At 60.6% G+C, this 24,513-nt stretch carries 21 protein-coding genes and 3 tRNA genes; 19 read left to right on the forward strand and 5 right to left on the reverse strand.

Annotation, left to right across the window (positions count from 1 at the left end; translation table 11 throughout):
* Positions 1–21: 21 nt before the first annotated feature.
* From B3C1_RS00610 to B3C1_RS00625, 4 genes are all read left to right on the forward strand, one after another.
* Positions 22–1,209, forward strand: coding sequence for a Bcr/CflA family multidrug efflux MFS transporter (locus B3C1_RS00610; RefSeq protein ID WP_008482202.1), 1,188 nt, complete (start codon positions 22–24; stop codon positions 1,207–1,209).
* A 105-nt stretch (positions 1,210–1,314) separates the two neighbouring features.
* Positions 1,315–1,391 (forward strand) — tRNA-Met (locus tag B3C1_RS00615).
* 79 nt (positions 1,392–1,470) lie between these two features.
* Positions 1,471–1,547 (forward strand) — tRNA-Met (locus B3C1_RS00620).
* Between the two features lie 119 nt (positions 1,548–1,666).
* A tRNA-Met gene (locus tag B3C1_RS00625) sits at positions 1,667–1,743 on the forward strand.
* Between the two features lie 310 nt (positions 1,744–2,053).
* On the opposite strand, the gene B3C1_RS00630 is transcribed toward B3C1_RS00625, so the two are convergent.
* On the reverse strand, positions 2,054–2,950 hold the full coding sequence (locus B3C1_RS00630; RefSeq protein ID WP_336391098.1) for a LysR family transcriptional regulator: 897 nt from the start codon (positions 2,948–2,950) through the stop codon (positions 2,054–2,056).
* A gap of 94 nt (positions 2,951–3,044) precedes the next feature.
* Here B3C1_RS00630 and B3C1_RS00635 point away from each other — a divergent pair, with 94 nt between their 5' ends.
* A complete protein-coding gene (locus B3C1_RS00635; RefSeq protein WP_008482204.1) occupies positions 3,045–4,046 on the forward strand; it encodes an NAD(P)H-quinone oxidoreductase in 1,002 nt (333 codons plus the stop codon).
* Between the two features lie 193 nt (positions 4,047–4,239).
* Here the strand turns inward: B3C1_RS00635 and B3C1_RS19195 are convergent, their stop codons facing one another.
* Positions 4,240–4,770 carry a TetR/AcrR family transcriptional regulator gene (locus B3C1_RS19195; RefSeq protein WP_008482205.1) on the reverse strand — a complete coding sequence of 177 codons (531 nt, stop codon included), beginning with the start codon at positions 4,768–4,770 and terminating at the stop codon, positions 4,240–4,242.
* A gap of 118 nt (positions 4,771–4,888) precedes the next feature.
* Here B3C1_RS19195 and B3C1_RS00645 point away from each other — a divergent pair, with 118 nt between their 5' ends.
* The 4 genes from B3C1_RS00645 (at position 4,889) to B3C1_RS00660 (ending at position 12,058) form a co-directional block, all read left to right on the forward strand.
* On the forward strand, positions 4,889–5,530 hold the full coding sequence (locus B3C1_RS00645) for a peroxiredoxin-like family protein (RefSeq protein ID WP_008482206.1): 642 nt from the start codon (positions 4,889–4,891) through the stop codon (positions 5,528–5,530).
* Positions 5,531–5,679: 149 nt separating this feature from the next.
* A complete protein-coding gene (locus tag B3C1_RS00650; RefSeq protein ID WP_008482208.1) occupies positions 5,680–6,750 on the forward strand; it encodes an efflux RND transporter periplasmic adaptor subunit in 1,071 nt (356 codons plus the stop codon).
* A complete protein-coding gene (locus tag B3C1_RS00655) occupies positions 6,750–9,803 on the forward strand; it encodes an efflux RND transporter permease subunit (protein ID WP_008482210.1) in 3,054 nt (1,017 codons plus the stop codon). Before B3C1_RS00650 ends, B3C1_RS00655 begins: the two co-directional genes overlap by 1 nt.
* Positions 9,804–9,952: 149 nt before the next feature.
* On the forward strand, positions 9,953–12,058 hold the full coding sequence (locus B3C1_RS00660; protein WP_237750927.1) for a putative bifunctional diguanylate cyclase/phosphodiesterase: 2,106 nt from the start codon (positions 9,953–9,955) through the stop codon (positions 12,056–12,058).
* A 57-nt stretch (positions 12,059–12,115) separates the two neighbouring features.
* On the opposite strand, the gene gap is transcribed toward B3C1_RS00660, so the two are convergent.
* Positions 12,116–13,126 carry a type I glyceraldehyde-3-phosphate dehydrogenase gene (gene gap / locus B3C1_RS00665; RefSeq protein ID WP_035480640.1) on the reverse strand — a complete coding sequence of 337 codons (1,011 nt, stop codon included), beginning with the start codon at positions 13,124–13,126 and terminating at the stop codon, positions 12,116–12,118.
* 119 nt (positions 13,127–13,245) lie between these two features.
* On the opposite strand from gap, the gene msrB reads away from it, so the two are divergent.
* Complete coding sequence (gene msrB, locus B3C1_RS00670; RefSeq protein ID WP_008482213.1) at positions 13,246–13,623, forward strand: peptide-methionine (R)-S-oxide reductase MsrB; 378 nt, start codon at positions 13,246–13,248, stop codon at positions 13,621–13,623.
* Positions 13,624–13,652: 29 nt separating this feature from the next.
* Here msrB and B3C1_RS00675 read toward each other — a convergent pair whose 3' ends face one another.
* Positions 13,653–14,462, reverse strand: coding sequence for a DUF2989 domain-containing protein (locus B3C1_RS00675; protein ID WP_008482214.1), 810 nt, complete (start codon positions 14,460–14,462; stop codon positions 13,653–13,655).
* Positions 14,463–14,703: 241 nt separating this feature from the next.
* Between B3C1_RS00675 and B3C1_RS00680 the strand changes: the two genes are divergently transcribed.
* From B3C1_RS00680 to trhA, 9 genes are all read left to right on the forward strand, one after another.
* Positions 14,704–16,140, forward strand: a complete 1,437-nt coding sequence (locus B3C1_RS00680) for a glyceraldehyde-3-phosphate dehydrogenase (protein ID WP_008482215.1) — start codon at positions 14,704–14,706, stop codon at positions 16,138–16,140.
* 96 nt (positions 16,141–16,236) lie between these two features.
* On the forward strand, positions 16,237–17,358 hold the full coding sequence (locus B3C1_RS00685; RefSeq protein ID WP_008482218.1) for a M14 family metallopeptidase: 1,122 nt from the start codon (positions 16,237–16,239) through the stop codon (positions 17,356–17,358).
* A 105-nt stretch (positions 17,359–17,463) separates the two neighbouring features.
* Positions 17,464–19,119, forward strand: a complete 1,656-nt coding sequence (locus tag B3C1_RS00690) for an alanine/glycine:cation symporter family protein (RefSeq protein WP_008482220.1) — start codon at positions 17,464–17,466, stop codon at positions 19,117–19,119.
* A 59-nt stretch (positions 19,120–19,178) separates the two neighbouring features.
* Positions 19,179–19,523, forward strand: a complete 345-nt coding sequence (locus tag B3C1_RS00695; protein WP_008482222.1) for a zinc ribbon domain-containing protein — start codon at positions 19,179–19,181, stop codon at positions 19,521–19,523.
* Position 19,524: 1 nt separating this feature from the next.
* On the forward strand, positions 19,525–19,800 hold the full coding sequence (locus B3C1_RS00700; protein ID WP_008482223.1) for a YeaC family protein: 276 nt from the start codon (positions 19,525–19,527) through the stop codon (positions 19,798–19,800).
* Positions 19,797–20,018: a DUF1653 domain-containing protein gene (locus tag B3C1_RS00705; protein WP_008482224.1), complete on the forward strand. Its 222-nt coding sequence runs from the start codon at positions 19,797–19,799 to the stop codon at positions 20,016–20,018. The genes B3C1_RS00700 and B3C1_RS00705 overlap by 4 nt, the downstream gene beginning before the upstream one ends.
* Positions 20,019–20,143: 125 nt before the next feature.
* On the forward strand, positions 20,144–21,259 hold the full coding sequence (proB, locus tag B3C1_RS00710; protein WP_035480642.1) for a glutamate 5-kinase: 1,116 nt from the start codon (positions 20,144–20,146) through the stop codon (positions 21,257–21,259).
* Complete coding sequence (locus tag B3C1_RS00715) at positions 21,256–22,509, forward strand: glutamate-5-semialdehyde dehydrogenase (RefSeq protein WP_035480644.1); 1,254 nt, start codon at positions 21,256–21,258, stop codon at positions 22,507–22,509. The genes proB and B3C1_RS00715 overlap by 4 nt, the downstream gene beginning before the upstream one ends.
* A 78-nt stretch (positions 22,510–22,587) precedes the next feature.
* A complete protein-coding gene (trhA, locus tag B3C1_RS00720) occupies positions 22,588–23,238 on the forward strand; it encodes a PAQR family membrane homeostasis protein TrhA (protein ID WP_008482227.1) in 651 nt (216 codons plus the stop codon).
* A gap of 45 nt (positions 23,239–23,283) precedes the next feature.
* On the opposite strand, the gene B3C1_RS00725 is transcribed toward trhA, so the two are convergent.
* On the reverse strand, positions 23,284–24,513 hold the full coding sequence (locus B3C1_RS00725; protein WP_008482228.1) for a pyridoxal phosphate-dependent aminotransferase: 1,230 nt from the start codon (positions 24,511–24,513) through the stop codon (positions 23,284–23,286).

Here is a 24,513-nt window from a genome sequence, read left to right on the forward strand (position 1 = left end):
CTTTCCCCTAGGTAAGCTGTTGTGCCGCGCGTTCCCTTTTCCCTCATCGTGACCCTGGGGCTGGTGGCCATGCTCACCCCCCTGGCCATCGACATGTACCTGCCCAGCCTGCCCCGTATCGCCCGGGACCTGGGGGTGTCCGACGGCGCCGTGCAAGGTACGGTGTCGGCCTATGTGGCTGGCTTTGCCCTGGGCCAGCTGCTGCTGGGACCCATGGCCGACAGCCTGGGGCGAAAACCGGTGCTGCTGTGGGGCACCTTGCTGTTTGCCCTGCTGGGCCCCCTCTGTGCCCTGGTGCCCGACATCCAAGGCTTGCAACTGCTGAGGGTGGCCCAAGGAGCCACCGGCGCGGCGGCGTCTGTGGTGATCTACGCCTTGCTGCGGGATCTGGTGGACGATCGCAACGAGTTGGCCAAGGTCTTTTCCACTATCACTTTGGTGGTGACCCTGGCGCCCCTGCTGGCCCCCATGTTGGGGGGCTGGATACTGCTCTTTGCCGATTGGCACGCCATCTTCTGGGTGCTGGGGGGCTTTGGGGCGGCGGCCTGCCTGCTGGTGGCCATCAAGGTGCCCGAAACCTTGCCACAGAAAAGCCCCCTGGCCTTGGGCAAGGCCCTTGGCAACTACGCCGGCCTTATCAAGAACCCGGCCATGCTGGGGTTGATGCTGGCCTCCGGCTTGTCCTTTTCCGGGCTGATGGCCTTCCTCACCGCCGGTTCTTTTGTCTATATCCAGCATTACGGGGTAGAGGAGGGGCATTTTGGCTACTACTTCGGCCTCAATATCCTGTCGCTGATGGTGCTGACCTTTATTAACGGCCGCCTGGTCACCCGCCTGGGAGCGGAAAAACTGCTGTGGCTGGCCCTGGTTATTCAGGTGCTGGCGGCGGCCACCGGCTTTGCCACCGTGCTGTGCCAGGGGCCCTTCTGGCTGCTGGTGGCCTCTGTGATGACCTATGTAGGCTGCCTGTCCATGGTGGGGTCCAACATCATGGCCCTGGTGCTGGAGCAGCAGCCCACCAAGGCCGGTACCGCCGCGTCCCTGACCGGCAGCCTGCGTTTTGGGGTAGGGGCCCTGGTGGGCCTGGCGGTAGCAGCCATCGAAGGCAGCGATGCCATCGTCATGACCGGCGCCATGCTGTTGTCGGTGCTGCTGGCCCTGGTATCGGTAAGCCTGCTGTATCACCCTTACAGGCAGAATGTTGAGTAGCTGTAATGACTTGCTGCAATTTACGGCCATTTGCTGGCTTTGTAAGCAGTCGAACAAAGGCTTCTTGCAACGGCGCAAAAAGTCCGTATAGTGTGCCTCCACAGACGCGGGATGGAGCAGCCTGGTAGCTCGTCGGGCTCATAACCCGAAGGTCGTCGGTTCAAATCCGGCTCCCGCAACCAGTTGAAAGTTAGTGCTTTTTTAAGGACTAACCACGGGAACAACGCGAGGCACCACACCAGGGCCAAGCTACGAAATTGACGCGGGATGGAGCAGCCTGGTAGCTCGTCGGGCTCATAACCCGAAGGTCGTCGGTTCAAATCCGGCTCCCGCAACCAATTTAAAAAGGTCAGCTTTACGTCAGTAGCGCTGGCAGGCAACCAAAAGTTGCCGCCGCACCGTATAAAGGTGCAAAGACAATGCGAGGCACCATACCAGGGCCAAGCTACAAAATTGACGCGGGATGGAGCAGCCTGGTAGCTCGTCGGGCTCATAACCCGAAGGTCGTCGGTTCAAATCCGGCTCCCGCAACCACATAAAAACCCCAGCTTCGGCTGGGGTTTTCTTTTGCGGTATCAATACGACCTACGACCTGCGGTCGTCGGACTGGGCGCCCCCGTTCAAAGTCCGCTCCCGCAACCAAATCTAAAGGCCGACTGCAAAGTCGGCCTTTCTTTTATATACCTCTCGACCTTCGGTCGTCGCAGCAGGGCTGCCCAGCTCGGCGCCCCCGTTTTAATCCGGTGCGGCAGGCACAGCTCCCGCAAGCCAATAAGAAACCCAGCCTTGAGCTGGGTTTTCTTTGATTTGATGCCTCTATCTTTGTGCTCGCAGGTTGGGGCGCTTATTCCCAGGCCGCAAAGGCGCTGACGATATGGTGGATAACAGCGTCGATGCGGGCGGTGTGGCGAAGGTCTTGGTGGGTAACCAGCCAGACTTCATAAGGCCGGGCGCGCTGGCGCTCGGGCCAGACTCTGATCAATCCGTCTCGCTCGGCGATGGCGATGGGCACTTCTCCCAGGCCAAAACCGACGCTGATGGCGCTTCTGAGGGTGAGGCTGGAGTGGTGGCTTGAGACGATGCGCCCGGCGGCAATGCTCTCGCCGCCAAGCGTCAGCGGCTCCTGGCGATGCAGATGCGGCTCGAATACCACCAGGTCATGCCCGGCAAAGGCGCTGCCCCTGGCCGGTTCGCCGCGGCTTGCCAGGTATTCTTTCGAGGCATACAGCCCCACCGGCCAGGAGGCGAGGCGGCGGGTCAGTAAGTCTGGGTTGTCGGGCTTGATGGTGCGCACCGCGATGTCCGCTTCCCGTTTGGCCATGTTCAGTAGCTGCGGCGAGATATTGAGGTTGACCTTGATATCGGGGTGCTGGCCGTTAAGCACCTTTAACGCCGGCAGCAGCAATGCCAGGGCCAAGGAATCGGTGGTGGCCAGGCGCACTTCACCGGCTAGGCGCTGGTCGCTCCCCTGGGTGCGAGACACCAGCGCCTGGGCGGCGTTTTCCATCTCCAGCGCCGCTTGCAGCGCCAGCTCACCGGCGGCGGTCAGGCTGTAGCCTTGGGAGCTTCGTAAAAAGAGGGTGGCCCCCAGGGTCTTTTCCAAGAGGGCAAGGCGCCTGCCCACCGTAGCCTGATCAATACCCAGCACCCTTGCTGCCGCGCGCAGGCTGCGTTCTCGTTGTACCGCCAGAAAAATACGGGTGTCGTCCCAGTTCATCAGGCTCTTGGCTGGTTGATGCATATTTGCATCAGTATATCGGAAAGATGCTGCGCATTTTCAGCATTCGAGCGGCGTATACTCTGGGCCTCTGATGCAAACCCAAGGAGCCACAACCATGGCCAAGATGATGAAAGCGATTGAAATTACCACCCCGGGCGGCCCGGAAGTATTGGTAGCGGGCGAGCGGCCGATGCCGGTACTTGCGGCCGGTGAGGTGCTGATCGCCATTCACGCTGCCGGGGTTAACGGGCCGGATCTCAAGCAGCGCCAGGGGCTTTATAACCCGCCTCCCGGCGCCACCGACATTCCCGGCCTGGAAGTGGCAGGGGAGGTGGTGGCCCTTGGCGAAGGGGCGAGCCGCTTTAAGGTGGGCGACAAGGTTATGGCCCTGGTCCAGGGCGGCGGCTACGCCGAATTCGTGGCGGCCAGCGAGCTGGTGACGGCGCCAGTGCCGGCGGGCCTTTCCATGGCCGAAGCGGCGGCGCTGCCGGAAACCTTTATGACGGTGTGGTTCAACCTCTTTATGCGCGGCGAGCTTAAAGCCGGCGAGAGCCTGCTCATTCATGGCGGCACCTCCGGTATTGGCTCCACCGCCACCATGCTGGCCAAAGCCCTTGGCGCCGGCCCCATCATCACCACTGTGGGCTCCGAGCACCACCGCCAGGCGAGCCTGAAGCTCGGGGCCGACATGGCCATCAACTACCGCGAGCAGGACTTTGCCATAGAGGTGCCTGAGTTTACCGGCGGTAAAGGGGTGGATGTGGTGCTGGATATCATCGGCGGCGATTATGTGGCCAAAAACTACAAGGTCGCGGCCATGGACGGGCGTATTGTGCAGGTCAGCCTGCTGCAAGGGGCGGCCAAGGAGCTGAACCTCTGGCCGATGCTGGCCAAAAGGCTTAAGCACATGGGCTCTTTGCTGCGCCCGCAAAGCCCGGAGCAAAAAGCGGCCATTTTGGCCGATCTGCTGGCCAAGGCTGGGCACCTTATCGGCGAAGGCAAGGTGAAACCCCAGGTCTATGAAACCTTTGCGCTGGATGACGCCAGCCAGGCCCACCGCTTGATGGAGTCGTCGGTGCATGTGGGCAAAGTGGTGCTAATCAATAGCGCTAACTAACAAAAGCCGCCTAAGGGCGGCTTTTTTCATGGCTTAAAGCGCACCGCAAAAGCCCAGAACCCGCTTTGCTGAAGGTCAGAAAAGTTATCGTCGGCCACCATCAGCAGCAACTGCGAGCCCTCTTTTAGTTTGGGGCGCGGCAGGCCTTGATATGGGTGCTGCGCAACTCGCTCAGCCTGGGGTCGCTGGCGGTTCAGGGCCAGGGCAGCCAGGGCAGGCTGGCTTTTAACAGCGTCAGCTGCTGGGCGGGGGCATGGAGGTGGCGAAGGCCGCGAATGCCGAGAATGTGCAGCATCACCAATTGTGCTTGGGTGCCGGTATCCAAATAGCCGGCCAGGCAGCTTTCCATCTGTGCCAGCTCGTTGCGGGCCAGGTGGCTTAAGGCCGGTTCCACCTCGCTGAGTTCCAGCAGGGAGTTCACCAACAGGCAGCCCCGGCTGCCCCCTTCCTGTGCCAGCGCCGTTAAAAATCGCACTATTCCTGCTTGGGGGCTGGCAGCCTCCCTGACCCATTGATGGAGCTGGTCCCGGCTCTGCTTACCGTAATGGGCCAGGGCCTTTTCGAATAACCCCGCCTTGTTGCCAAAGGCCATATAGAGGCTACCGGCCTTGATACCGGTGGCCGTGAACAGGGTTTGCATGGAGGTAGCGTGGTAACCCTGTTGCCAAAAAGCCTCCATGGCCTGGTGGATCACTGTGGCATGGTCGAATTGGCAACGGGACATGGTGCTCTCCTTGGTAGCGGCTGGGCCAGTATAACTGGAATGTTTGTTCAAGTAGAGCTTGAATGATCGTTACAGACCGTGCTTGAATGACCGTTCCAACTTATTGAGGAGCAGCACCATGTCGTTACTGAGCGCCATCCAGGGTTACCAACAGCAATTTCGTGAGCGGGTTCCTGCCGAGACTCAGGAAACCATGAAGGCCGCCACCGAGGCGCTGCGCCAATCGGGCATCGAAGAGGCCGCCGTCAAGGTGGGGGACAGCCTGCCTGACGCTACCTTCAGTAACCAGTTGGGCCAGCCGGTGAACCTGTCGGCCCTGTGGCAGCAAGGGCCCCTGGTGCTGAGCTTTTATCGGGGCGGCTGGTGCCCCTATTGCAACCTGGAACTCAAGGCCCTTGAGGCGATACTGCCCGAGCTGAAAGCGGCCGGGGCCAGCCTGGTGGCTATCACCCCGGAATTGCCGGACCAAAGCCTGAGTACCGCCGAGAAGAATGCCCTGAGTTTTCAGGTACTGTCAGACCCCGGCGCCGACTTTGCCAAGGCCCTGGGCCTGGTATTCAGCCTGCCTGAGGTGCTAAGGCCCATCTACAGCGGTTTTGGTATTGACCTGGAAAAACACAACGGCCAGGGCCATTTCGAGCTGCCCCTGGCGGCCACCCTGGTGGTGGATACAAAAGGCCAGGTGACCTGGGCCTTTGTGGACGCCGACTACACCAAGCGGGCCGAACCGGCGGCAGTGCTGGCGGCGTTGCAAGGCTAAGGATCCAAGGCGGCTGTGGCCGCCTTTTCATTGGCTGTCATTTACCTGACCGGCAGTCAGTTAATTGTCGGAATGTGACCAATGCCACTACCGCTACTGGGAGCGACCATCTAGAATTCATTGAAATTCAGGCTCTTGGTAGGAAACACATGAAAAAGTGGCTGCTTTGCACCTTGCTGACCCTCGGTGCCTGCTCCAAGGAAGTGCCGCCCCAGGCGGACCAGGACATTGCCCGCCCGGTCAAGCTCCACTATATCGACAACCTGGACGAGGGCCAGGTGCGCCACTTTCCCGGTAATGTCAAAGCCACCAACGGCTCTGTGCTGGCCTTCAGGCTGTCCGGCCAGCTGGAGGCCAGGCCGGTCAAGCCCGGGCAACAGGTAGAGCAGGGCACTTTGCTGGCCAAGCTGGACGACACCGACTACCAGAACCAACTGCTGGACCGCCAGGCCCAGTTCGAGCTGGCCGACGCCCAGTTCAACCGTGCCCAGCAGATGCTGGACAAGGCCCTTATCCCCAGGGCCACCTTCGATGAGGCCAAGGCCAAACGCACCCAGGCCCAGGCGGCCTTGCGCCTGGCCAGGGACAACCTCAAATACACCGAGCTGCGCGCCCCCTACAGCGGCGTAGTGGCCCGCACCTATGTGGAAAACTACCAGTTCGTGCAGGCCAAGGAGCCCATTGTCGATCTGCAGAACGACAAGCTGATCGACATCGAAGTGCAGATCCCCGAGCGCTTTATCTCCAGGGTTGACCCCACCGCCAAGGACTATCACCCCAGGCTGACCTTCTCCGTGGCCCCCGATCAGGTCTACGAGGCCACCTATAAGGAGCATGACGCGGCGGCCGATCCTGCCACCCGCGCCTTCAAGGTGACCCTGACCATGGAGAGGCCAAGCGATCTCAACGTCCTGCCTGGCATGTCGGTGGATGTGGCGGTGGACATGAACAAGGTGTTCCGCCTCAATACCCAGCCCCAGGTGGTGATCCCGGCCGAGGCGGTGTTTCGCCCCGACGACAAGGCCCAGGCCATGGTCTGGCGTTACGACAGCGACAGCCAGCGGGTGTCGCGGGTGGCGGTTACCCTGGGGCAGATGGTGTCTGACGGCATAGTGGTGACCCAGGGCCTGGCCCCCGGCGACACCGTGGTGGTGGCCGGCGTTCATCACCTCCATGAAGGGCAGAAGGTCCGGCCCCTGGTCAAAGAGCGGGGTCTGTGATGGGCATTGCCGAGTACGCCATCCGCCACAAGGTGGTGAGCTGGCTCTTTACCCTGGTGCTGCTGGTGGGGGGCATAGTGTCCTTCTTCCGCCTGGGGCAGCTTGAAGATCCGGAATTTACCATCAAGTCGGCGATGATCATCGCCCAATACCCCGGCGCCTCGCCCCAGCAGGTGGAAGAGGAGCTGACCCTGCCCATAGAGCAGGCCCTGCAAAACCTGCCGTACGTGGATTATTTAACCTCCATTTCCAGCCAGGGTCTGGCCCAGGTCACGGTGGAGATGAAACCTAAATACCGCAAAAAGGCCCTGGCGCAGATCTGGGACGAAGTGCGGCGCAAGATGCACGATCTGCAAGGCTCCTTGCCCCCCGGCACGGGCCAGATCATGGTCAAGGATGACTATGCCGACGTCTACGGCATGCTGTTTGCCCTGACCGGCGACGGCTACAGCTACCAAGACCTCAAGGACCAGGCCGACTACCTGCGCCGGGAGCTGGTGCTGGTCAAAGGGGTGGGCAAGGTGCAGCTGGGCGGTGTCCAGCAAGAACAGGTATTCGTGGAGATCTCCAGGGCCAAACTGGCGGCCCTTGGTATCAGCCTGCAACGGATACTGCAGCTGCTGTCTACCCAGAACTCGGTGAACCCCGGCGGCCATATCCGGGTCGGCGACGAGTACGTGCGCATCTACCCCACCGGGGAGTTCCAGAGCGTGTCCGACATGGGCCAGTTGCTGATCTCCGAACCCGGTGACGACCAGTTGGTGTACCTGGCGGACGTGGCCCAGATCAGCCGCGCCTTTGCCGAAGTGCCAAGCCAGCTGTACCGCTTCAACGGCCAGCCGGCCCTGACCCTGGGCATTTCCTTCACCTCTGGTGTAAACGTGGTGGATGTGGGCCGGGCCGTGGACAAGCGCCTTGTGGAGCTGGACTACCAGCGGCCTGTGGGGATGGCTCTTGCCACCATCTACCACCAGCCCCGGGAAGTGGACAAATCGGTAACCGACTTCCTGGTCAACCTGGGGGAAGCGGTGCTGATCGTCATCGTGGTGCTGCTGCTCTTTATGGGCCTGCGCTCGGGCATCCTGATGGGCTTGGTACTGCTGCTGACCATACTGGGCACCTTTATCGTGATGCGGATGCTGGCCATCGACCTGCAACGGATCTCCCTTGGCGCCCTGATCATCGCCCTTGGCATGCTGGTGGATAACGCCATCGTCGTTACCGAAGGGGTGCTTATCGGCATACAGCGGGGCCAAACCCGGGTGCAGGCGGCGGCCAATATCGTCAACCAGACCAAGTGGCCACTGCTGGGGGCCACCGTTATCGCTATCGCCGCCTTTGCCCCCATTGGCTTGTCGGAAGATGCCACCGGTGAATACTGCGGTACCCTCTTTAGCGTGCTGCTGATCTCGCTGTTTTTAAGCTGGATCACCGCCATCACCCTGACCCCTTTTTACTGCTACCTATTCTTCAAGGAAGGCCAGGGCCAGGGGACTGAACCCCAGGACCCCTACAAGGGGGCCTTCTACCAGGGCTACAAGGGCTTCTTGTTGCTGTGCGTGCGCCACCGGGTGCTGACCCTACTGGCGATGCTGGCCCTGCTGGTGGGCGCTTTGGCCGGTTTTGGCAAGGTCAAGCAGGCCTTCTTCCCACCGTCCAACACCCCCATGTTCCTGGTGGATTACTGGCTGCCCCAGGGGAGCGATATCCGTGCCACCCGCGACGCCGTGGCCCGCCTTGAGGGCCAATTGCTGGCCATCGACGGGGTAGCGCAGGTCACTTCTACCGTTGGCCAGGGGGCCCAGCGCTTTATGCTGACCTACAGCCCGGAAAAGCAGTACGGCTCCTACGGCCAGCTGCTGGTGAAGGTCACCGACCTCGACGCCATGGGCGCCGTTGTCGACCAGACCCGGGATCTCTTGGAACAAACGCACCCGGCGGCCTTTGCCAAGGTCAAACGGATGATGATAGGGCCCAGCCCCAAGGCGTCCATCGAGGCGCGCTTCTCGGGGCCCGATCCCAAGACCTTGCGCCAGTTGGCCAGCCAAGCCGAGGCCCTGCTCAACCAGACCCCAGGGGTCAGCGACGTACGCCACGACTGGCGCCAGCCGGAAAAGGTGATAAGGCCGCAGTTTGCCGAGGCCCAGGCCCGCCGGGCCGGCATCAGCCGCCAGGATTTGGACGATGTGCTGGCCATGAACTTCTCCGGCAAGACGGTGGGCCTGTATCGGGACGGCTCGCAGCTGCTGCCCATCATGGTGCGCCCCCCCGCCAGCGAACGCCTGGAGGCGGACAACCTGCAAAACGTCCAGGTGTGGAGCCCGGTCTTTAACCGCTACCTGCCCATCAACCAGGTGGTGTCGGACTTCAAGACCGAATGGGAAGACGCCCTTTTGATGCGCCGCGACCGCAAGCGCACCATCACGGTGGAAGCCGAACCGGCCCTGGACGGGGACGAAACCGCCGCCCAGCTGCTGGCCAGGGTGCGCCCGGCCATCGAAGGCATTGCCTTGCCTCCCGGTTACGAGCTGGAGTGGGGCGGTGAATATGAAAAATCCCACGACGCCCAGCAGAGCCTCTTTTCGAGCCTGCCTCTGGGCTACCTGTTCATGTTTATCATCACCATCTTCCTGTTCGACTCGGTGCGCCAGCCATTGGTGATCTGGCTGACGGTGCCCCTGGCGCTGATCGGTGTCACCACCGGCCTGCTGCTGATGAACGCCCCCTTTGGCTTTATGGCGCTGCTGGGCTTTTTGTCCCTCACCGGCATGCTGATTAAAAACGGCATAGTGCTGGTGGAGCAGATAAAGCTGGAGTTCGAACAGGGCCGCCAGGGCTTGGACGCCGTGGTGGAAGCGGCGGTGAGCCGGGTCCGGCCGGTGTGCATGGCGGCCGCCACGACCATCCTTGGCATGATCCCCCTGCTGTTTGATGCCTTCTTCGAGTCGATGGCGGTGGTGATCATGTTCGGCCTGGGTTTTGCCACCGTGCTGACCCTTATCGTGGTACCGGTGTTGTATACCCTCTTTTACCGCATACCCGCCAAAGGCTGAGCCTTGGGCCCGGCTTGGCCGGGCCCATTCATTTTTGTAAAAATCCCCTTGTCTTTGAATGTTTTAACTTTGTCACTAAAAGCCCTATATCGGCTTGTGCTAAGGCAAGGGCCTTGCAAGAATACGGGTCCATTGAGGACGTCGGAGCAGTGAACCCCCTTATGCAAGGCACCTATGATTTGGCCCTGGTAGCCCTGTCTTATTTTGTGGCGGTGATGGCGTCCTTTACGGCTTTGGACCTGGCCGGCCGGGTAAGGGCCACCAAAACCGCCCTGGCCCGGCGCCTTTGGCTGTGGGGTGGCGGTTTTGCCATGGGCACCGGTATCTGGGCCATGCACTTTATCGGCATGCTGGCCCTGACCCTGCCCATGCAGATGGGCTATGACCTGCCCATTACCCTGGCGTCCATGCTGGCCGCCGTCGGTGCCTCCGTGCTGGCCCTTAAGATAGTCAATGTCGGCAAGCTGACCCATGCCCGCCTGGGCCTGGGGGGGCTGGCCATGGGGATTGGCATCTGCATCATGCACTACGTGGGCATGGCCGCCATGGAGATGGAGCCGCCGATCCGCTACCAGATGGGGCTGTTCCTGGCGTCGGTGCTGGTGGCGATCAGCGCCTCTGTGGCGGCCTTGTGGCTGGCTTTTAACCTCAATCCCAACAGGGACAGGTCACCCTGGTGGCAGCGGCTGTTGGCCGCCCTGGTAATGGGGGTGGCCATCTGCGGTATGCACTATACCGGCATGGCGGCGGCCATAATGCCGGAGCACGGCATGACCATGGAGGCCAGCGCCCTGTCGCCGGTGCAGTTGTCGGTGACCATAGCCCTGGTGGCCGGCTGCATCATGTTTACCAGCCTTATCCTGTCGGTGTATGACGCCCACCTGGCATCCCGCAATGCCCGCCTGGCCGACTCCCTGCAAAAAGCCAATGCCGAACTGCAAGCCATGGTGCTGCACGATCCTTTGACCCGCTTGCCCAACCGCCTGCTGTTTGAAGACCGGCTGGATAAGATCCTGGCCTGGGCCCGGCGCCAGCAACAGCCCTTTGGGGTGTTCTTCGTGGACCTGGACAGGTTCAAGAACGTCAACGACAGCCTGGGGCACCACGTGGGGGACGCCCTTATCAAAGCGGCGGCCCAGCGCATCCAGCAGAGCCTGGGGGAAAACTACCTGGTGGCCAGGGTCGGCGGCGACGAATTCATGGTGCTGACCCCAACGGGTACCGACAAGGACGAATGTGTGGTGATGGCCAGCCGTGTGGTCGAGGCCATGGCCGGTGCTTTTGACCTGGACGGTCATGAAGTGCGCATTTCGTCCAGCGTCGGAGTAAGCCTCTATCCGGCCAACGGCATCGACAAGCACGAACTGATGATCCATGCCGACGCCGCCATGTACCACGCCAAGGCGGCGGGGCGAAACAACCTGCAGTTTTTCGAGCAAGGCATGTTGTCGGCGGCCGAGCAGCTCAACAACCTGGAAAAACGCCTGCGCCAAGCTCTGGAGCAGGGGGAGCTGTCTTTGGCCTACCAGCCCAAGATCGCCACCGACGACAACAGCCTCAAGGGCCTCGAAGCCCTGCTGCGCTGGTACGACGCCGAGCTGGGCACGGTGCCGCCGGACCGCATCATTCCCGTGGCCGAAGACACCGGCCTTATCCTGCCCTTGGGGGAATGGGTGCTGCGCACCGCCTGTGCCCAGACTGCGGCCTGGCACCGGGAAGGGCGCCTGGCGGTGCCGGTGGCGGTGAATCTGTCCGCCATCCAGCTCAACCAGCACGATCTGGTGCGTATGGTGCAAAAGATCCTCAACGAGACCGGCCTGGCACCGCAGTTTTTGGAGCTGGAGCTGACCGAGAGCGCCGTGATGCAAAACCCGGAGCGGGCCAGGGCCATACTTCAGGAGCTTCGAGATCTTGGGGTGGCCATTTCCATCGACGACTTCGGCACCGGCTATTCCAACCTGGCCCAGCTAAAACGCTTCCCCATAGACAGGCTTAAAATCGACCGTTCCTTTACCGCCGGCGTCCTCACCGACAGCCAAGATGCCGCTATAGTGCAGGCGGTGGTGGCCTTGGCCCACAGCCTGAAATTGGATGTGGTGGCAGAAGGGGTGGAGACCCAGGAACAGCTCGACTTCATCCGGGCCCTCAATGGCCAGCAGTATCAGGGGTATCTGTGCTCCAAGGCCCTGGGCGTCAGGGAACTGGAACGCTTTATCGACAGCTGGCAGACCCAGGAAAACACCGTCCCGGCCTGAGCCGACGCCAATAGAAAAGGGGCCCATCCGGGCCCCTTTTTCGTTCATGGCTTTGCCTTATTTGGCGGCCATCATGGCGGTGGCGGTATCGAGCATGCGGTTGGAGAAACCCCACTCGTTGTCGTACCAGCTCATCACCTTGACCAACCGGCCCTGGACCTTGGTCTGGGTGGCGTCAAAGTTGGACGAATAGGCCACGTGGTTAAAGTCCATGGACACCAAAGGCGCAGTGTTGATGGCCAGTACCTGGCTCAGGGCGCCGTGGCTGGCCGCCTCGGACAAAATGGCGTTCACTTCTTCCACCGTGGTGTCGCGGTTGGCCACGAAAGTCAGGTCCACCAAGGAGACGTTGATGGTGGGTACCCGCACCGCCATGCCGTCAAACTTGCCCTTAAGGGCCGGTACTACCAGGCCGACAGCCGCAGCGGCGCCAGTTTTGGTGGGGATCATGTTCATGGCAGCGGCGCGGGCCCGGTGCAGATCCTTGTGGTAGACGTCACTGAGGCGCTGGTCGTTGGTGTAGGCGTGAATGGTGGTCATTAGCCCAGACTCGATACCAAGGGCGTCGTTCAGGGGCTTGGCAATGGGGGCCAGACAGTTGGTGGTGCAGGAGGCGTTGGAGACAATCTTCATGTCGGCGGTCAGGCTGTCGTGGTTGACACCGTAAACGATGGTGGCATCTACGTCCTTACCGGGAGCGGAGATCAACACCTTCTTGGCACCGGCCTTGAGGTGGGCACCGGCGCTTTCACCTGTGGTGAAAAGCCCGGTACATTCGAATACCACGTCGATATCCAATTGGCCCCAGGGCAGTTTGGCCGGGTCGCGCTCACTGTAGATGGCGATGCGCTTGTCGTTGATGTACAGGGCCTGCTCGTCATAGCTGACCTTGGCGTTGAAGCGGCCATGTACGGTATCGTACTGAGTCAGGTGGGCATTGATGTGGGCGTCGCCCAGGTCGTTGATGGCGACGATCTCGATGTCGTAAGCCTTTTCGCTTTCGAACAAGGCGCGCAGTATGTTGCGACCGATGCGTCCATAACCGTTGATGGCAACCCGCATGATAATGTCCTTTCTGCATTTACTGGTGATTTGGTAGTAAATTTACAGAAAGGCCGCCATTTAGCAAGAGCGCCTGGCCATTTATCCGGGCGATATGAAATTTAATTACATAAAAGGGGTGTTTTATGAGCAAGGACGGATGGAAAGGTCCCCTGAGCGAGGCCGCCGAGGCGGTAACCCAGCAAGGGGCCACCGAACGGCCCTTTAGCGGCCAATACCTCTATGAAGAAGGGCAGGGCACCTATCACTGCGTGGTCTGCGGCCAGGCCCTGTTTTTGTCGGACAGTAAATTCGATGCCGGGTGTGGCTGGCCGTCCTTTTTCGAAGCGGCCAGCCCCGGCGCCATCCGCTATCTGCAGGACAACAGCCATGGCATGGTGCGCGTGGAGATCCGTTGCAGCCAGTGCGACGCCCATCTTGGCCATGTCTTTGACGACGGACCGGCCCCCACCCACAAGCGCTATTGCCTCAATTCGGTGGCCATGGATTTCGAGCCGGCCTAACAAAAAGCCCTGCGATGCAGGGATTTTTTTCAGCGATTGTCCAATATGGCCATGGCCGTTTTGAACTGGTTTTTCTCGATGGCCTTTTCGATGGCTTTGGCCTTGTCCTGCAAGTCGTCCAGTAGGCTCTGGTCACGCCCCAGCAGCATTTCCAGGGCGCCGGTGTCGATATTGACTCCTTTGTCTGCAGCCACTTTGCTCCAAAGATAGGCCTCCTGGTAGTGGCGCAGCTGCTGGGACAGGGTGGCCAGGGTCTGGTAGATCTCCGGGTCCACCTTGTCGTCTTCACGGGGTAGGGCCAGGCCCTCCAGGAGCAGCTGTACCGTTTTTGCCTTGTTGGTCTTGGCGTAGTGGCCGGCCAACATGCTCTTGAGTTCCAGGGTGTTGAAGGCGCCGGTGCCTTCTTTGGCCAAAAAGGCCTGCAGGGCCCGGTTATCCCCAAAGCGGGTATAGCGGTAATAGAGCAGGTGTAGCTCGTCGGCATTCTTGATCTGGGCCTGCAGGGCCTTGAGGGCCACCAGGCTGTTGATATAGGCGGTGCCCCTGTCGCTCTGACGGTCCTTCTGGTTCTTATGGATAACCCCTGAGGCGATGCGGATACATTCGCTGTAGGTTTCGGTGTCTTTGAGCAGCAGGTACTGCTGGTATTGGAAATCGGTGCCTTTGCCCTGGTCCACTATGTAGCGTTGACGGATAAGCTCCGAGCGCTCGCGCCGGCACCAACCGTCGGAGTTGAGATCGGAGCACAACTGGGGGTTGTCGCTACAGATGTTGGACAGGGAAGGGTCGCCACCGCAACCGGCCAGTACCAGGGGCAGCAAGCAGAACAGCTTTTTCATGGACGCCTTGTCTATATATTCGTTTTTCTTTAATCACGGCAGTGTGGCAATGCCGCAGCCCAGTGGCAACAACCAAAAATGTACCACTTAACCGATAATGTGGCGAAAGCGATTGCCCCTGGGGTAAAATTGCGACCGCTTGAGAGGCCAACTTAAAAAAGCCCGCAGGCCCCTACATTTGCGACCAGCTTATAAGACCGAGGTCGCCGGCACCCTACGACGTGAAACTAAAGGAAATCCCATGAGCAACACTCAACCGGACATCTATCTGAAGAGCTGGCAAGAGCGTCAGGAATTGGCCGAACAGATGCAGCCCCTGATCGGTCGCCTGTACCGCAACTACGGCGTCGAGCTGGTGGTTTATGGTAAGCCGTTGCTCAATGCCTCCACCATCGACATCATCAAGGCCCACCGTCTGGTGCGCCAGTTCGAAGGTGAAAAGCTGCGTCTGCGCGAGTGCTTCCCCCTGGTTGAAGCCCTGTCCAACATGAAGCTGGCCCCGGCCCGTATCGACATCGGCAAACTGGCCGTCAACTACCTGAAAAACCACGGCGACAAGACAGTTGACGCCTTCTTGCGCGAAGAACTGAGCGACATCGTCGACCACGACGACAACATGAAGCCCAAGGACGTGGTGCTGTACGGCTTTGGCCGTATCGGCCGCCTGCTGGCCCGCCTGCTGATTGACCGCACCGGTCCCCAGAACAAACTGCGCCTGCGTGCCATCGTGGTTCGTGGCGGCAAGGACGGCGACCTGCAAAAGCGCGCCAGCCTGCTGCGCCGCGACTCCATCCACGGTCCCTTCAACGGCTCCATCTGGGTTGACGAAGAAGAATCCGCCATCGTCGCCAACGGTTGCTACATCAAGGTGATCTACGCCAACCAGCCGGAAGACATCGACTACACCCAATACGGCATCGAAGACGCCCTGGTGATCGACAACACCGGCGTATTCAAGGACGACCAGCTGGCCCGCCACCTGGAAGCCAAAGGCGCCGGCAAGGTGCTGCTGACCGCCCCCTCCGGCGGTGACATCAAGAACATCGTTTACGGTGTGAACAACGACATGATCGGCACTGATGACAAGATCATCTCCGCCGCCTCCTGTACCACCAACGCCATCACCCCCGTGCTCAAGGCCATGAACGACAAGTACGGCATCGACTACGGCCACGTGGAAACCGTTCACTCCTACACCAACGACCAGAACCTTATCGACAACTACCACAAGGCCGAGCGCCGTGGCCGCAGCGCCCCGCTGAACATGGTGCTGACCAGCACCGGCGCCGCCAAGGCGGTGTCCAAGGCCCTGCCTGAGCTCAAGGGCAAGTTGACCGGCAACGCCATCCGCGTGCCCACCCCCAACGTGTCCATGGCCATCCTCAACCTGACCCTCAAGGGCGAGGTCAGCCGCGAAGAGGTGAACAGCTACCTGAGCGAAACCTCCCTGTTCAGCGACCTGCGTGACCAAATCGACTTCACCACCTCCACCGAGATCGTATCGAGCGACCTGGTGGGTTCCCGTTACGCGGGCGTGGTGGACTCTCAGGCCACCCTGGCCCAGGACAACCACGTTGTACTGTACGTCTGGTACGACAACGAATTCGGTTACTCCTGCCAGGTGGTGCGTGTGGCCCAGGACATGGCCGGCCTCTACTACCCCAGCCTGCCGCGCTAAGCCGGCTTGCTGACCTAAAGGCGTCTTCGGACGCCTTTTTTCATGGCCTGGCATGCTAAGCTAGGCTGTCTCAGGTTTCCCAACAAGGACCCACCCATGCATATTTCCGCCGGATTCGACAGCGGCAACATCCAGGTACTCAAAGCCGACAGCAGTGACGATATCCAGCTGGCCATCCACAAGGATCATCAGTCGGACTTCTACCAGTGGTTCCATTTTCGCGTGCACGGCCAAGCCGAGCAGCAATATGTACTGAAGATCACCAACGCCGGCGGCGCTGCCTATTCCCCCAAGGGCTGGGATGGCTACCAGGCGGTGGCCTCCTATGACCGCCAAACCTGGTTTCGGGTACCCACCGACTTTGACGGCCAGACCCTGACCATCACCCATGTCCAGGAAGAGGCCATCTGCTATTACGCCTACTTCGCCCCTTATTCCTGGGAGCGCCACCAGGACCTTATCGCCGGTGCCCAGGAAAGCCCGCTCTGTACCCCGGTGCACCTGGGTGAAACCCTGGACGGCCGCGAAATGACGCTGCTGGTGGTGGGTGACGAGGCCAAGGCCAAGCGCAAAATCTGGGTCATCGCCCGCCAACACCCCGGCGAGACCATGGCCGAGTGGTTTATGGAAGGCTTTATCGGCCGCCTTCTGGACGACGAAGACGGTGTGGCCCGTGCCCTGCTGGACGACAACGTCTTCTACCTGGTGCCCAACATGAACCCGGACGGCAGCGTCCGTGGCCACCTGCGCACCAACGCCGTTGGGGTCAACCTCAACCGCGAATGGCAAAGCCCCTCCATGGAACAAAGCCCCGAGGTGTTCCTGGTGCGCGCCGCCATGGAAGAAAAGGGCCTGGATCTGTGCCTGGATATCCACGGCGACGAAGGCCTGCCCTATAACTTCCTGGCCGGCTCCGAAGGGATACCGAGCTTTGACGACAACATAAAAGCCGCCCAGGCCAGCTTCACCCAGGCGCTGCTGGATGTGACCCCGGAATTCCAGACCCAATTTGGCTACGACATCGACGCCCCCGGCCAAGCCAATATGACGGTCTGCACCAACTGGGTTGCCGAGCGCTTCAAGACCCTGGCCTACACCCTGGAGATGCCCTTTAAGGACAACGCCAACCTGGTGGACCTGGACTATGGCTGGTCACCGACCCGGGCCCAACAGTTGGGTGAGGACGTATTGGCCGCCCTTTGGCGCCACCTCAAATAATTGCAATAAAGAGGGCCGCATCAGCGGCCCTTGTTCTTGTTAAAGAGCTGTTGCTGTGTCAGGGTAAGGGCTGATTATAAAAACGATTTTGGAGCCCCCTTTTCCATGGAAGCCCTTAACAATTGGCTGCTGACCCTGGACGGTTTCCTGGGCAGTTCAGCCTGGTTCCCCTATGTTCTGCTCGGCGTCGGCCTCTTTTTCACCCTCTATCTCGGTTTCCCGCAAATTCGCTATTTCCGCCAGGCCTGGCGGGTTGTCAGCGGTAAGTACGACCACTCCCATATGAAGGGGGATACTTCCCACTTCCAGGCCCTGACCACGGCCCTGTCCGGCACCGTCGGTACCGGCAATATCGGCGGCGTGGCCTTTGCCATCTTCCTGGGGGGCCCGGCGGCCCTGTTCTGGATGTGGATGACCGCCTTTTTGGGTATGACCACCAAGTTTGTGGAAGTGACCCTGTCCCACAAATACCGTGACCGGGCACCGGACGGCACCATGGCCGGCGGCCCCATGTACTACATGGACAAACGCCTGAACATGAAGTGGCTGGCCATCATCTTCGCCATTGCCACCGTTATCAGTTCTTTCGGTACCGGTAACCTGCCGCAGATCAACAACATTGCCCAGGGCATGGAAGCTACCTTCGGCATCAAGCCGATACTGACCGGTGGCGTCTTGGCGGTGATCCTGGCCATGGTCATCCTCGGCGGCATCAGCCGCATCGCCAAGGTCACCTCCAAGGTGGTGCCCTTTATGGCGGTGTTCTACGTGCTGGGGGCCTTGTCGGTTATCGCCCTTAACATCGAAAACCTCTGGCCCAGCTTCAAGGCGGTCTTTGCCAATGCCTTTACCGGCTCGGCGGCGGCCGGCGGCTTTTTGGGCGCCAGTTTTGCCTACGCCTTTAACCGGGGTGTTAACCGTGGCCTGTTTTCCAACGAAGCAGGGCAGGGCTCGGCGCCTATCGCCCACGCCTCGGCCCGGGCCGACGAGCCGGTATCCGAAGGCCTGGTATCCATCCTCGAACCTTTTATCGACACCATCATCATCTGTACCCTGACCGGCATGGTGATCCTCTGCTCCGGGGTCTGGACGGAGAAATTCGAGAACAAATTCCAGCGCGCCGACATGGTGGTATTGGCCGGCAACTACACCGATACCGTCGATGCCGACCGCCAGCAGCTCTACGCTTACCTCAACGGCCAGGACTCCGAGGTCAAGACCTTCAGCGGCGCCGTCAAAGTGGTGGAAGGGCAGGTGGCCGAGGGTGGCCCCATCACGGTGATCAATGCTCGCTCCGTTGCCGAAGACGTGCGCTTTCGCTTAGGTGGCCACCCTTACAGCGGCCTGTTGGATATCACCAACGGCAAGCTTGAAGATCCGGATGTCAATGTGGTGGGCAAATCCCTGGTGCATTCGGCAGAACTCACCACCCGTGCCTTTACCCGGGGCTACTTCGGCGACTACGGCCAGTACGTGGTGTCCATCGGCCTCCTGCTCTTTGCCTTCTCCACCGCCATCGCCTGGTCCTATTACGGCGACAGGGCGGTGATCTACCTGCTGGGCTACAAGTGGGTAATGCCCTACCGGGTACTCTATGTGGCCGGCTTCTTCTGGGCGTCGTTCAGCGACACCACCATGGTTTGGAACCTGGCGGCGGTAGCCATAGTGCTGATGACCTTGCCCAACCTCTTTGGCATATTGATGTTGGCCAAGGAGATGAAGCAGACGGTCAGGGACTACTGGGCCAGTCTCAAGGACTGAAAACGGGCGCCGACAGGCGCCCTTTTTTGTTACCATGCTGACCCTGTTTAGGAGGTTCCATGGCCATCATCCATTGCTACGCTTGCGGCAAGCGTATTTCCGACAAGGCGCCCAGCTGCCCCCATTGCGGCGAAGCGCGCAGCAGCGATCCCGGTGCCCAGGCACAGGGGCAGGCCCTCAAGCGTACCCTGCTGCTTGGCCGCCTCAATAACGGTGCCATGCTGGCGCTGGTGGCCGCCGGCTTGGGCTTTTTGGCATTGTGGTTCCTGTCGTCCCGCCCCGAAATACTGAGCGAGTCCCAGCCGGCCATCCGCTGGGCGGCCAAGGGCTTGCTGTCCTTGGGCCTGACGGGCTATATCGTATGTCGCATCCTGACGGTGTGGCATAAGCGCAAAGGAGGTTGAGATGTTCTCTGAAATGGTTGCCAAAATGGACGAGGTTACGTACCTGCGCCTGCGTGACGCCGCCGAAACCGGCAAGTGGCCGGACGGCACCGCCCTGACCGAAGAGCAGCGCGGCAACTGCCTGCAGCTGGTCATGGCCTACCAGTCCTTGCGCCAAGAGGAGCACCAGCACATGGAAATTGGCCCCGGTGGCGAACTGGTACAAAAGTCCAAGCGGGAGCTCAAGGCCGAGTTCAACGGCAGCAACGAACAGGAAATCATGAGAACCAAGCTGTGACCCCAGGCCTTTACCGCCACTACAAGGGCGGCCTCTACCAGGTCTATGAGGTGGCCCGCCATTCCGAAACCGATGAACCCTTAGTGGTCTATCGGCCTCTGTACGGGGAAAAGGCCCTGTGGGTGCGGCCCTTGGCCATGTTCAGCGAAACGGTCAGCACCGGTGAGGGGGAAGTTCCCCGCTTCACCTTGGTGGAAGCCAACCACCACGGCTTGTAATAGCGCGCCTTAGGGCGCGTTTTTTTATGTCCTTAATCTCTCCAAAACGGCTCGGCTTATAACGCATTTTCATTAGAAGGCGAATGATGTTAGACTAATTGCTCACTTCATCGAAGGAGCTATCCATGTCGACGCCAAGCTGGCGAAGAGCTGTTTTAAAGGTGGGCAGTGCCCTGATTGCCCCAGACGGCAACGGTTGCAGTGCCAAATACCTGCTGGCCATTGCCCGATTTATCACCCAATGCCGGGAAAAGGGCATTGATATCGTGCTGGTTTCGTCCGGTTCGGTGGCGGCGGGGCGCAGTCATTTCGATTTTTCCCACCAGAACCTGCCGGTGCCCCTGAAAAAGGCCATGGCGGCGGTGGGGCAAAACGAAATGATGAGCAACTGGTCCCGCTTCTTTGACTTTCCCTGTGCCCAGGTGTTGCTCACCCATGGGGATCTGGGGGATAGAGAACGTTACGTCTCTATCAAAAATACTCTGGACGCCCTGTTGGACAACCAGATCCTGCCCATCGTCAACGAGAACGATACGGTGGCTACCGACGCCCTGCGGGTAGGCGACAATGACAACCTGGCGGCCATGGTGGCGACAGTGGTGGATGCCGACACCCTGCTTATCTGCTCCGACGTGGACGGTCTCTACGACAAGGACCCCACCGTCTTTGACGACGCTCGCCGGCTGCCGGTGGTTGAGGAAATAGACGACAGCATTTTCGCCCTGGCCGGGCCACCCCGTAATGCCATCGCCACCGGCGGTATGCGTACCAAGGTGGAAGCGGCAGAAAAAGCCTCCAGCCACGGCATCGATACCTATATCGTCAATGGCCGGGATGGTGATACGTTTGAGCAGTTGCTGCGGGGCGACAACCCCGGCACCCTGTTTTGCCGCCACCATTCGCCGCTGTCCAACCGCAAGCATTGGCTGCGCCATACCCTCAAGGCCCAAGGCGCCGTGGTGGTGGACGACGGCGCTGCGGCCGCCCTGTTGGAAGGGGGCGCCTCCCTGCTCAGCACCGGGGTCACCGATGTGGAAGGGGATTTTGAGCGCGGCGATGCCATTATCGTCAAGGACGGGGACAAGGCCCTGGCTAAAGGCATTTGCCAGTACAGCTCCTGGGAACTCAATTACCTCAAGGGTCGTCATGCCGGCACCATCAATGACGAGGTGGGCCCGGATCACCCGGATGAAGTGATCCACCGCGACAACTTGATGATTTTGGAGGAAAACTATTCATGATGATGGCTAAAGCCCAAGCCTATGCCCAGAAGGCGGCCCAGGCCGCCAAGGTATTGGCCACCTTGAGCACCGCCCAGAAGAACCAGGTACTCAAGGCCATGGCCCAGAAGCTGCGCCAGCAGCACCAGCCCATTCTCAAGGCCAATGAAACCGACATGGCCAACGGCCGCGACAAGGGCCTGTCCGAGGCCATGCTCGACCGCCTGCTGTTGACCGGTCCGCGCATTGACGCCATGGCCGATGCCATCGACTTTATCGCCGGCCTGGAAGACCCTGTGGGCAAGCTGCGCCCGGTGGAAACCCGCCCCAACGGCCTTCGCATCGAAAAGATGCGCATCCCCCTGGGGGTGGTGTGCATGATTTATGAGGCGCGCCCCAATGTTACCGCCGACGCCGGCGCCCTGTGCCTGAAATCCGGTAACGGCGTTATCCTGCGGGGCGGCCGCGAAGCCCTGCAGTCGAGCCTGGCCATTGCCGCCGTGCTGCAACAGGCCCTGGTGGAAAACGGCGTGCCTGCCGAGGCCATCACAGTGGTGGACGACCCGGACCGGGAGTTGCTGCTGGCCCTTTTGAAACAGACTGACCACATCGACCTGGTGATCCCCAGGGGCGGCGAGGGGCTTATCCGCTTTGTCACCGAGCAAAGCCGTATCCCGGTTATCCAGCATTTTAAAGGGGTCTGCCACCTCTATGTGGATAAGGATGCGGACTTGGACAAGGCCTTTGATATCCTCATCAACGGCAAGACCCAGCGCACCGGCGTCTGCAACGCTCTCGAAGGCCTGCTGGTGCACCAGGACGTTGCCCCGGCCTTTTTGCCTCGGGTGGCCAAGGCCTTTGCCGACAAAGGGGTCAGGGTCCATGGCGACCCGGCCAGCTGCGTCTATTTCGACAAGGCTGAGCCCATGGGGGATGACGACTACGGCCAGGAATACCTGGCCCTGGAAATCGCGGTGCGCCAGGTGGCGGACTTTGAGGGAGCTATCGCCCATATCGACCGCTTCGGCAGCCAGCATACCGAGGTTATCGTCACCGAGAATGCCCAGGCGGCGGCAGACTTCCAGCGCCGGGTGGACGCCGCCGTGGTGATGGCCAATGCCTCCAGCCGTTTTTCTGACGGCGGCGAGCTGGGGTTGGGGGCCGAGATAGGCATATCCACCTCAAAACTCCACGCCTACGGGCCCATGGGCCTGGAAGCCCTGACCACGGAGAAGTTCGTGGTGACAGGGGTAGGACAGGTGCGAGAATAAGAAAGATCCGGCCTTGGCCGGATCTTTTTTTTGTTTTAGGCTGAGAGTGTTTCTCAGTTAACCCCAGCAGGACCCCAGATGCAGATCACCGTCGGCCACCGTTATTCCTTTAATGAGGAGCTGGCCAATGCCATCACCCACGGCTTAGGGGTGTTCTGCTCCATCGCCGGCGGCGCCGTATTGATTGCCTTGGCCGCCGTCTATGGCGATGCCTGGCAGATCGTCTCCGCCTCCATCTTCGTGATGGCATTGCTGCTGCTCTATACCGCCTCCACCCTCTATCACGCCATTCCCCACGAAAACACCAAAGCCTGGTTGAAGGTGTTCGACCACTGCGCCATTTTCGTGCTGATAGCCGGCACCTATACCCCCTTCACCCTTATCGCCTTGCGCGGCGTCTGGGGCTGGAGCCTGTTCGGCACCGTCTGGGGCCTGGCGGCCTTGGGGATCACCTTCAAGATCTTCTTTACCGGCCGTTTTCGCGCTCTGTCGACCCTGATCTACATCGCCATGGGCTGGCTGGTGTTGGTGGCCATCAAGCCCATGAGCGAGTCCCTGAGCGCCATGGAGCTGAACTGGCTGGTCTGGGGAGGGCTGTTCTACACCCTGGGCACCATCTTCTACATGCTGCGCCGCATCCCCTTTGGCCATGCCATCTGGCACTGTTTTGTGCTGGGAGGCAGTGTCTGCCACTATGCGGCCGTGATGTTGCAGGTGACCGGGGCCTAGGCCCCGTGAGCAAACAGCAAAAGGCCCGCATCAAGCGGGCCTTTTTTATGCGGCGGAGCTGCTCACCGATTCGGCCAGGCGGTCGAGATAACGGCCGAAGCGGCCCATGGCGTCGGTCAGCACCTCGGTGGGGGGCAAAAAGACGATGCGCAGGTGATCCGGGGTCGGGTAGTGAAAGCCCGTGCCTTGCACCAGCAACATCTTTTCTTTTCGCAGCAGATCCAGCACCAGGCCCTGGTCGTCGCTGATGGCAAACCGCTTGGGGTCCAGGCGCGGGAACAGGTAGAGGGCGCCCTTGGGTTTGACGCAGCTGACCCCTTTGATGGAGGTCAGCATGTCATAGGCCAGATCCCGCTGCTGGCAGAGCCGGCCTTGGGGCAGCAGCAGCGGCTTGATGCTCTCGGGGTCGGACAGGGCCGCCAGCAGGGCGTGCTGGCTGGGCACGTTGGCGCAAAGGCGCATATTGGCCAGCATGCTGAGCCCTTCGAGGTAGTCATGGGCCAGATTCAAGTCCCCCGACACCATCATCCAGCCCTGGCGAAAGCCGGCGGCCAGGTAGGCCTTGGACAGGCCGTTGAAGGTCAGGGTCAGCACGTCTTCGGACAGGGCCGCCATGGGGTAATGGACGGCGCCGTCAAACAGGATCTGGTCGTATATCTCGTCGGCAAAGAGCACCAGCTTGTGTTCGCGGGCTATCTGGATCAGTTCCAGCAGCAGCCCCTTTTCGTAGACGGCGCCGGTGGGGTTGTTGGGGTTGATCACCACCAGGCCCTTGGTGCGGGGGGTTATTTTGGCGCGAATATCGTCCAGATCCGGCTGCCAGCCACTGCCTTCGTCGCAGCGGTAATGGACGGCGTTGCCCCCGGCCAGCACGGTGCAGGCGGTCCACAAGGGGTAGTCGGGGGCCGGCAGCAAAATTTCGTCGCCGTTATCCACCAGGGCCTGCAGGCTCATCTGGATAAGCTCGCTGACGCCATTACCGATAAACACCTGGTCGGCCGAGGCCTGGGTCACACCCTTGGTGCGGTAATGGCGGGCCACCAGCTCCCGGGCCTGGCCCAGGCCCCTGGCGTCACAATAGCCCTGGCTTTGGTGCAGGTTGGCGCCGATGGCGTCCAGCAGGGCCGGGGGGGCGGTAAATCCGAACGGAGCGGGGTTGCCGATATTGAGCTTGAGAATGTGCTCGCCTGCCGCCTCCAAACGCGCCGCTTCGACGATCACCGGACCGCGGATGTCGTAACAGACGTGTTTGAGCTTGGCAGATTTTTTATGCAT

This window comes from Gallaecimonas xiamenensis 3-C-1 (assembly GCF_000299915.1).
Taxonomy (GTDB): domain Bacteria; phylum Pseudomonadota; class Gammaproteobacteria; order Enterobacterales; family Gallaecimonadaceae; genus Gallaecimonas; species Gallaecimonas xiamenensis.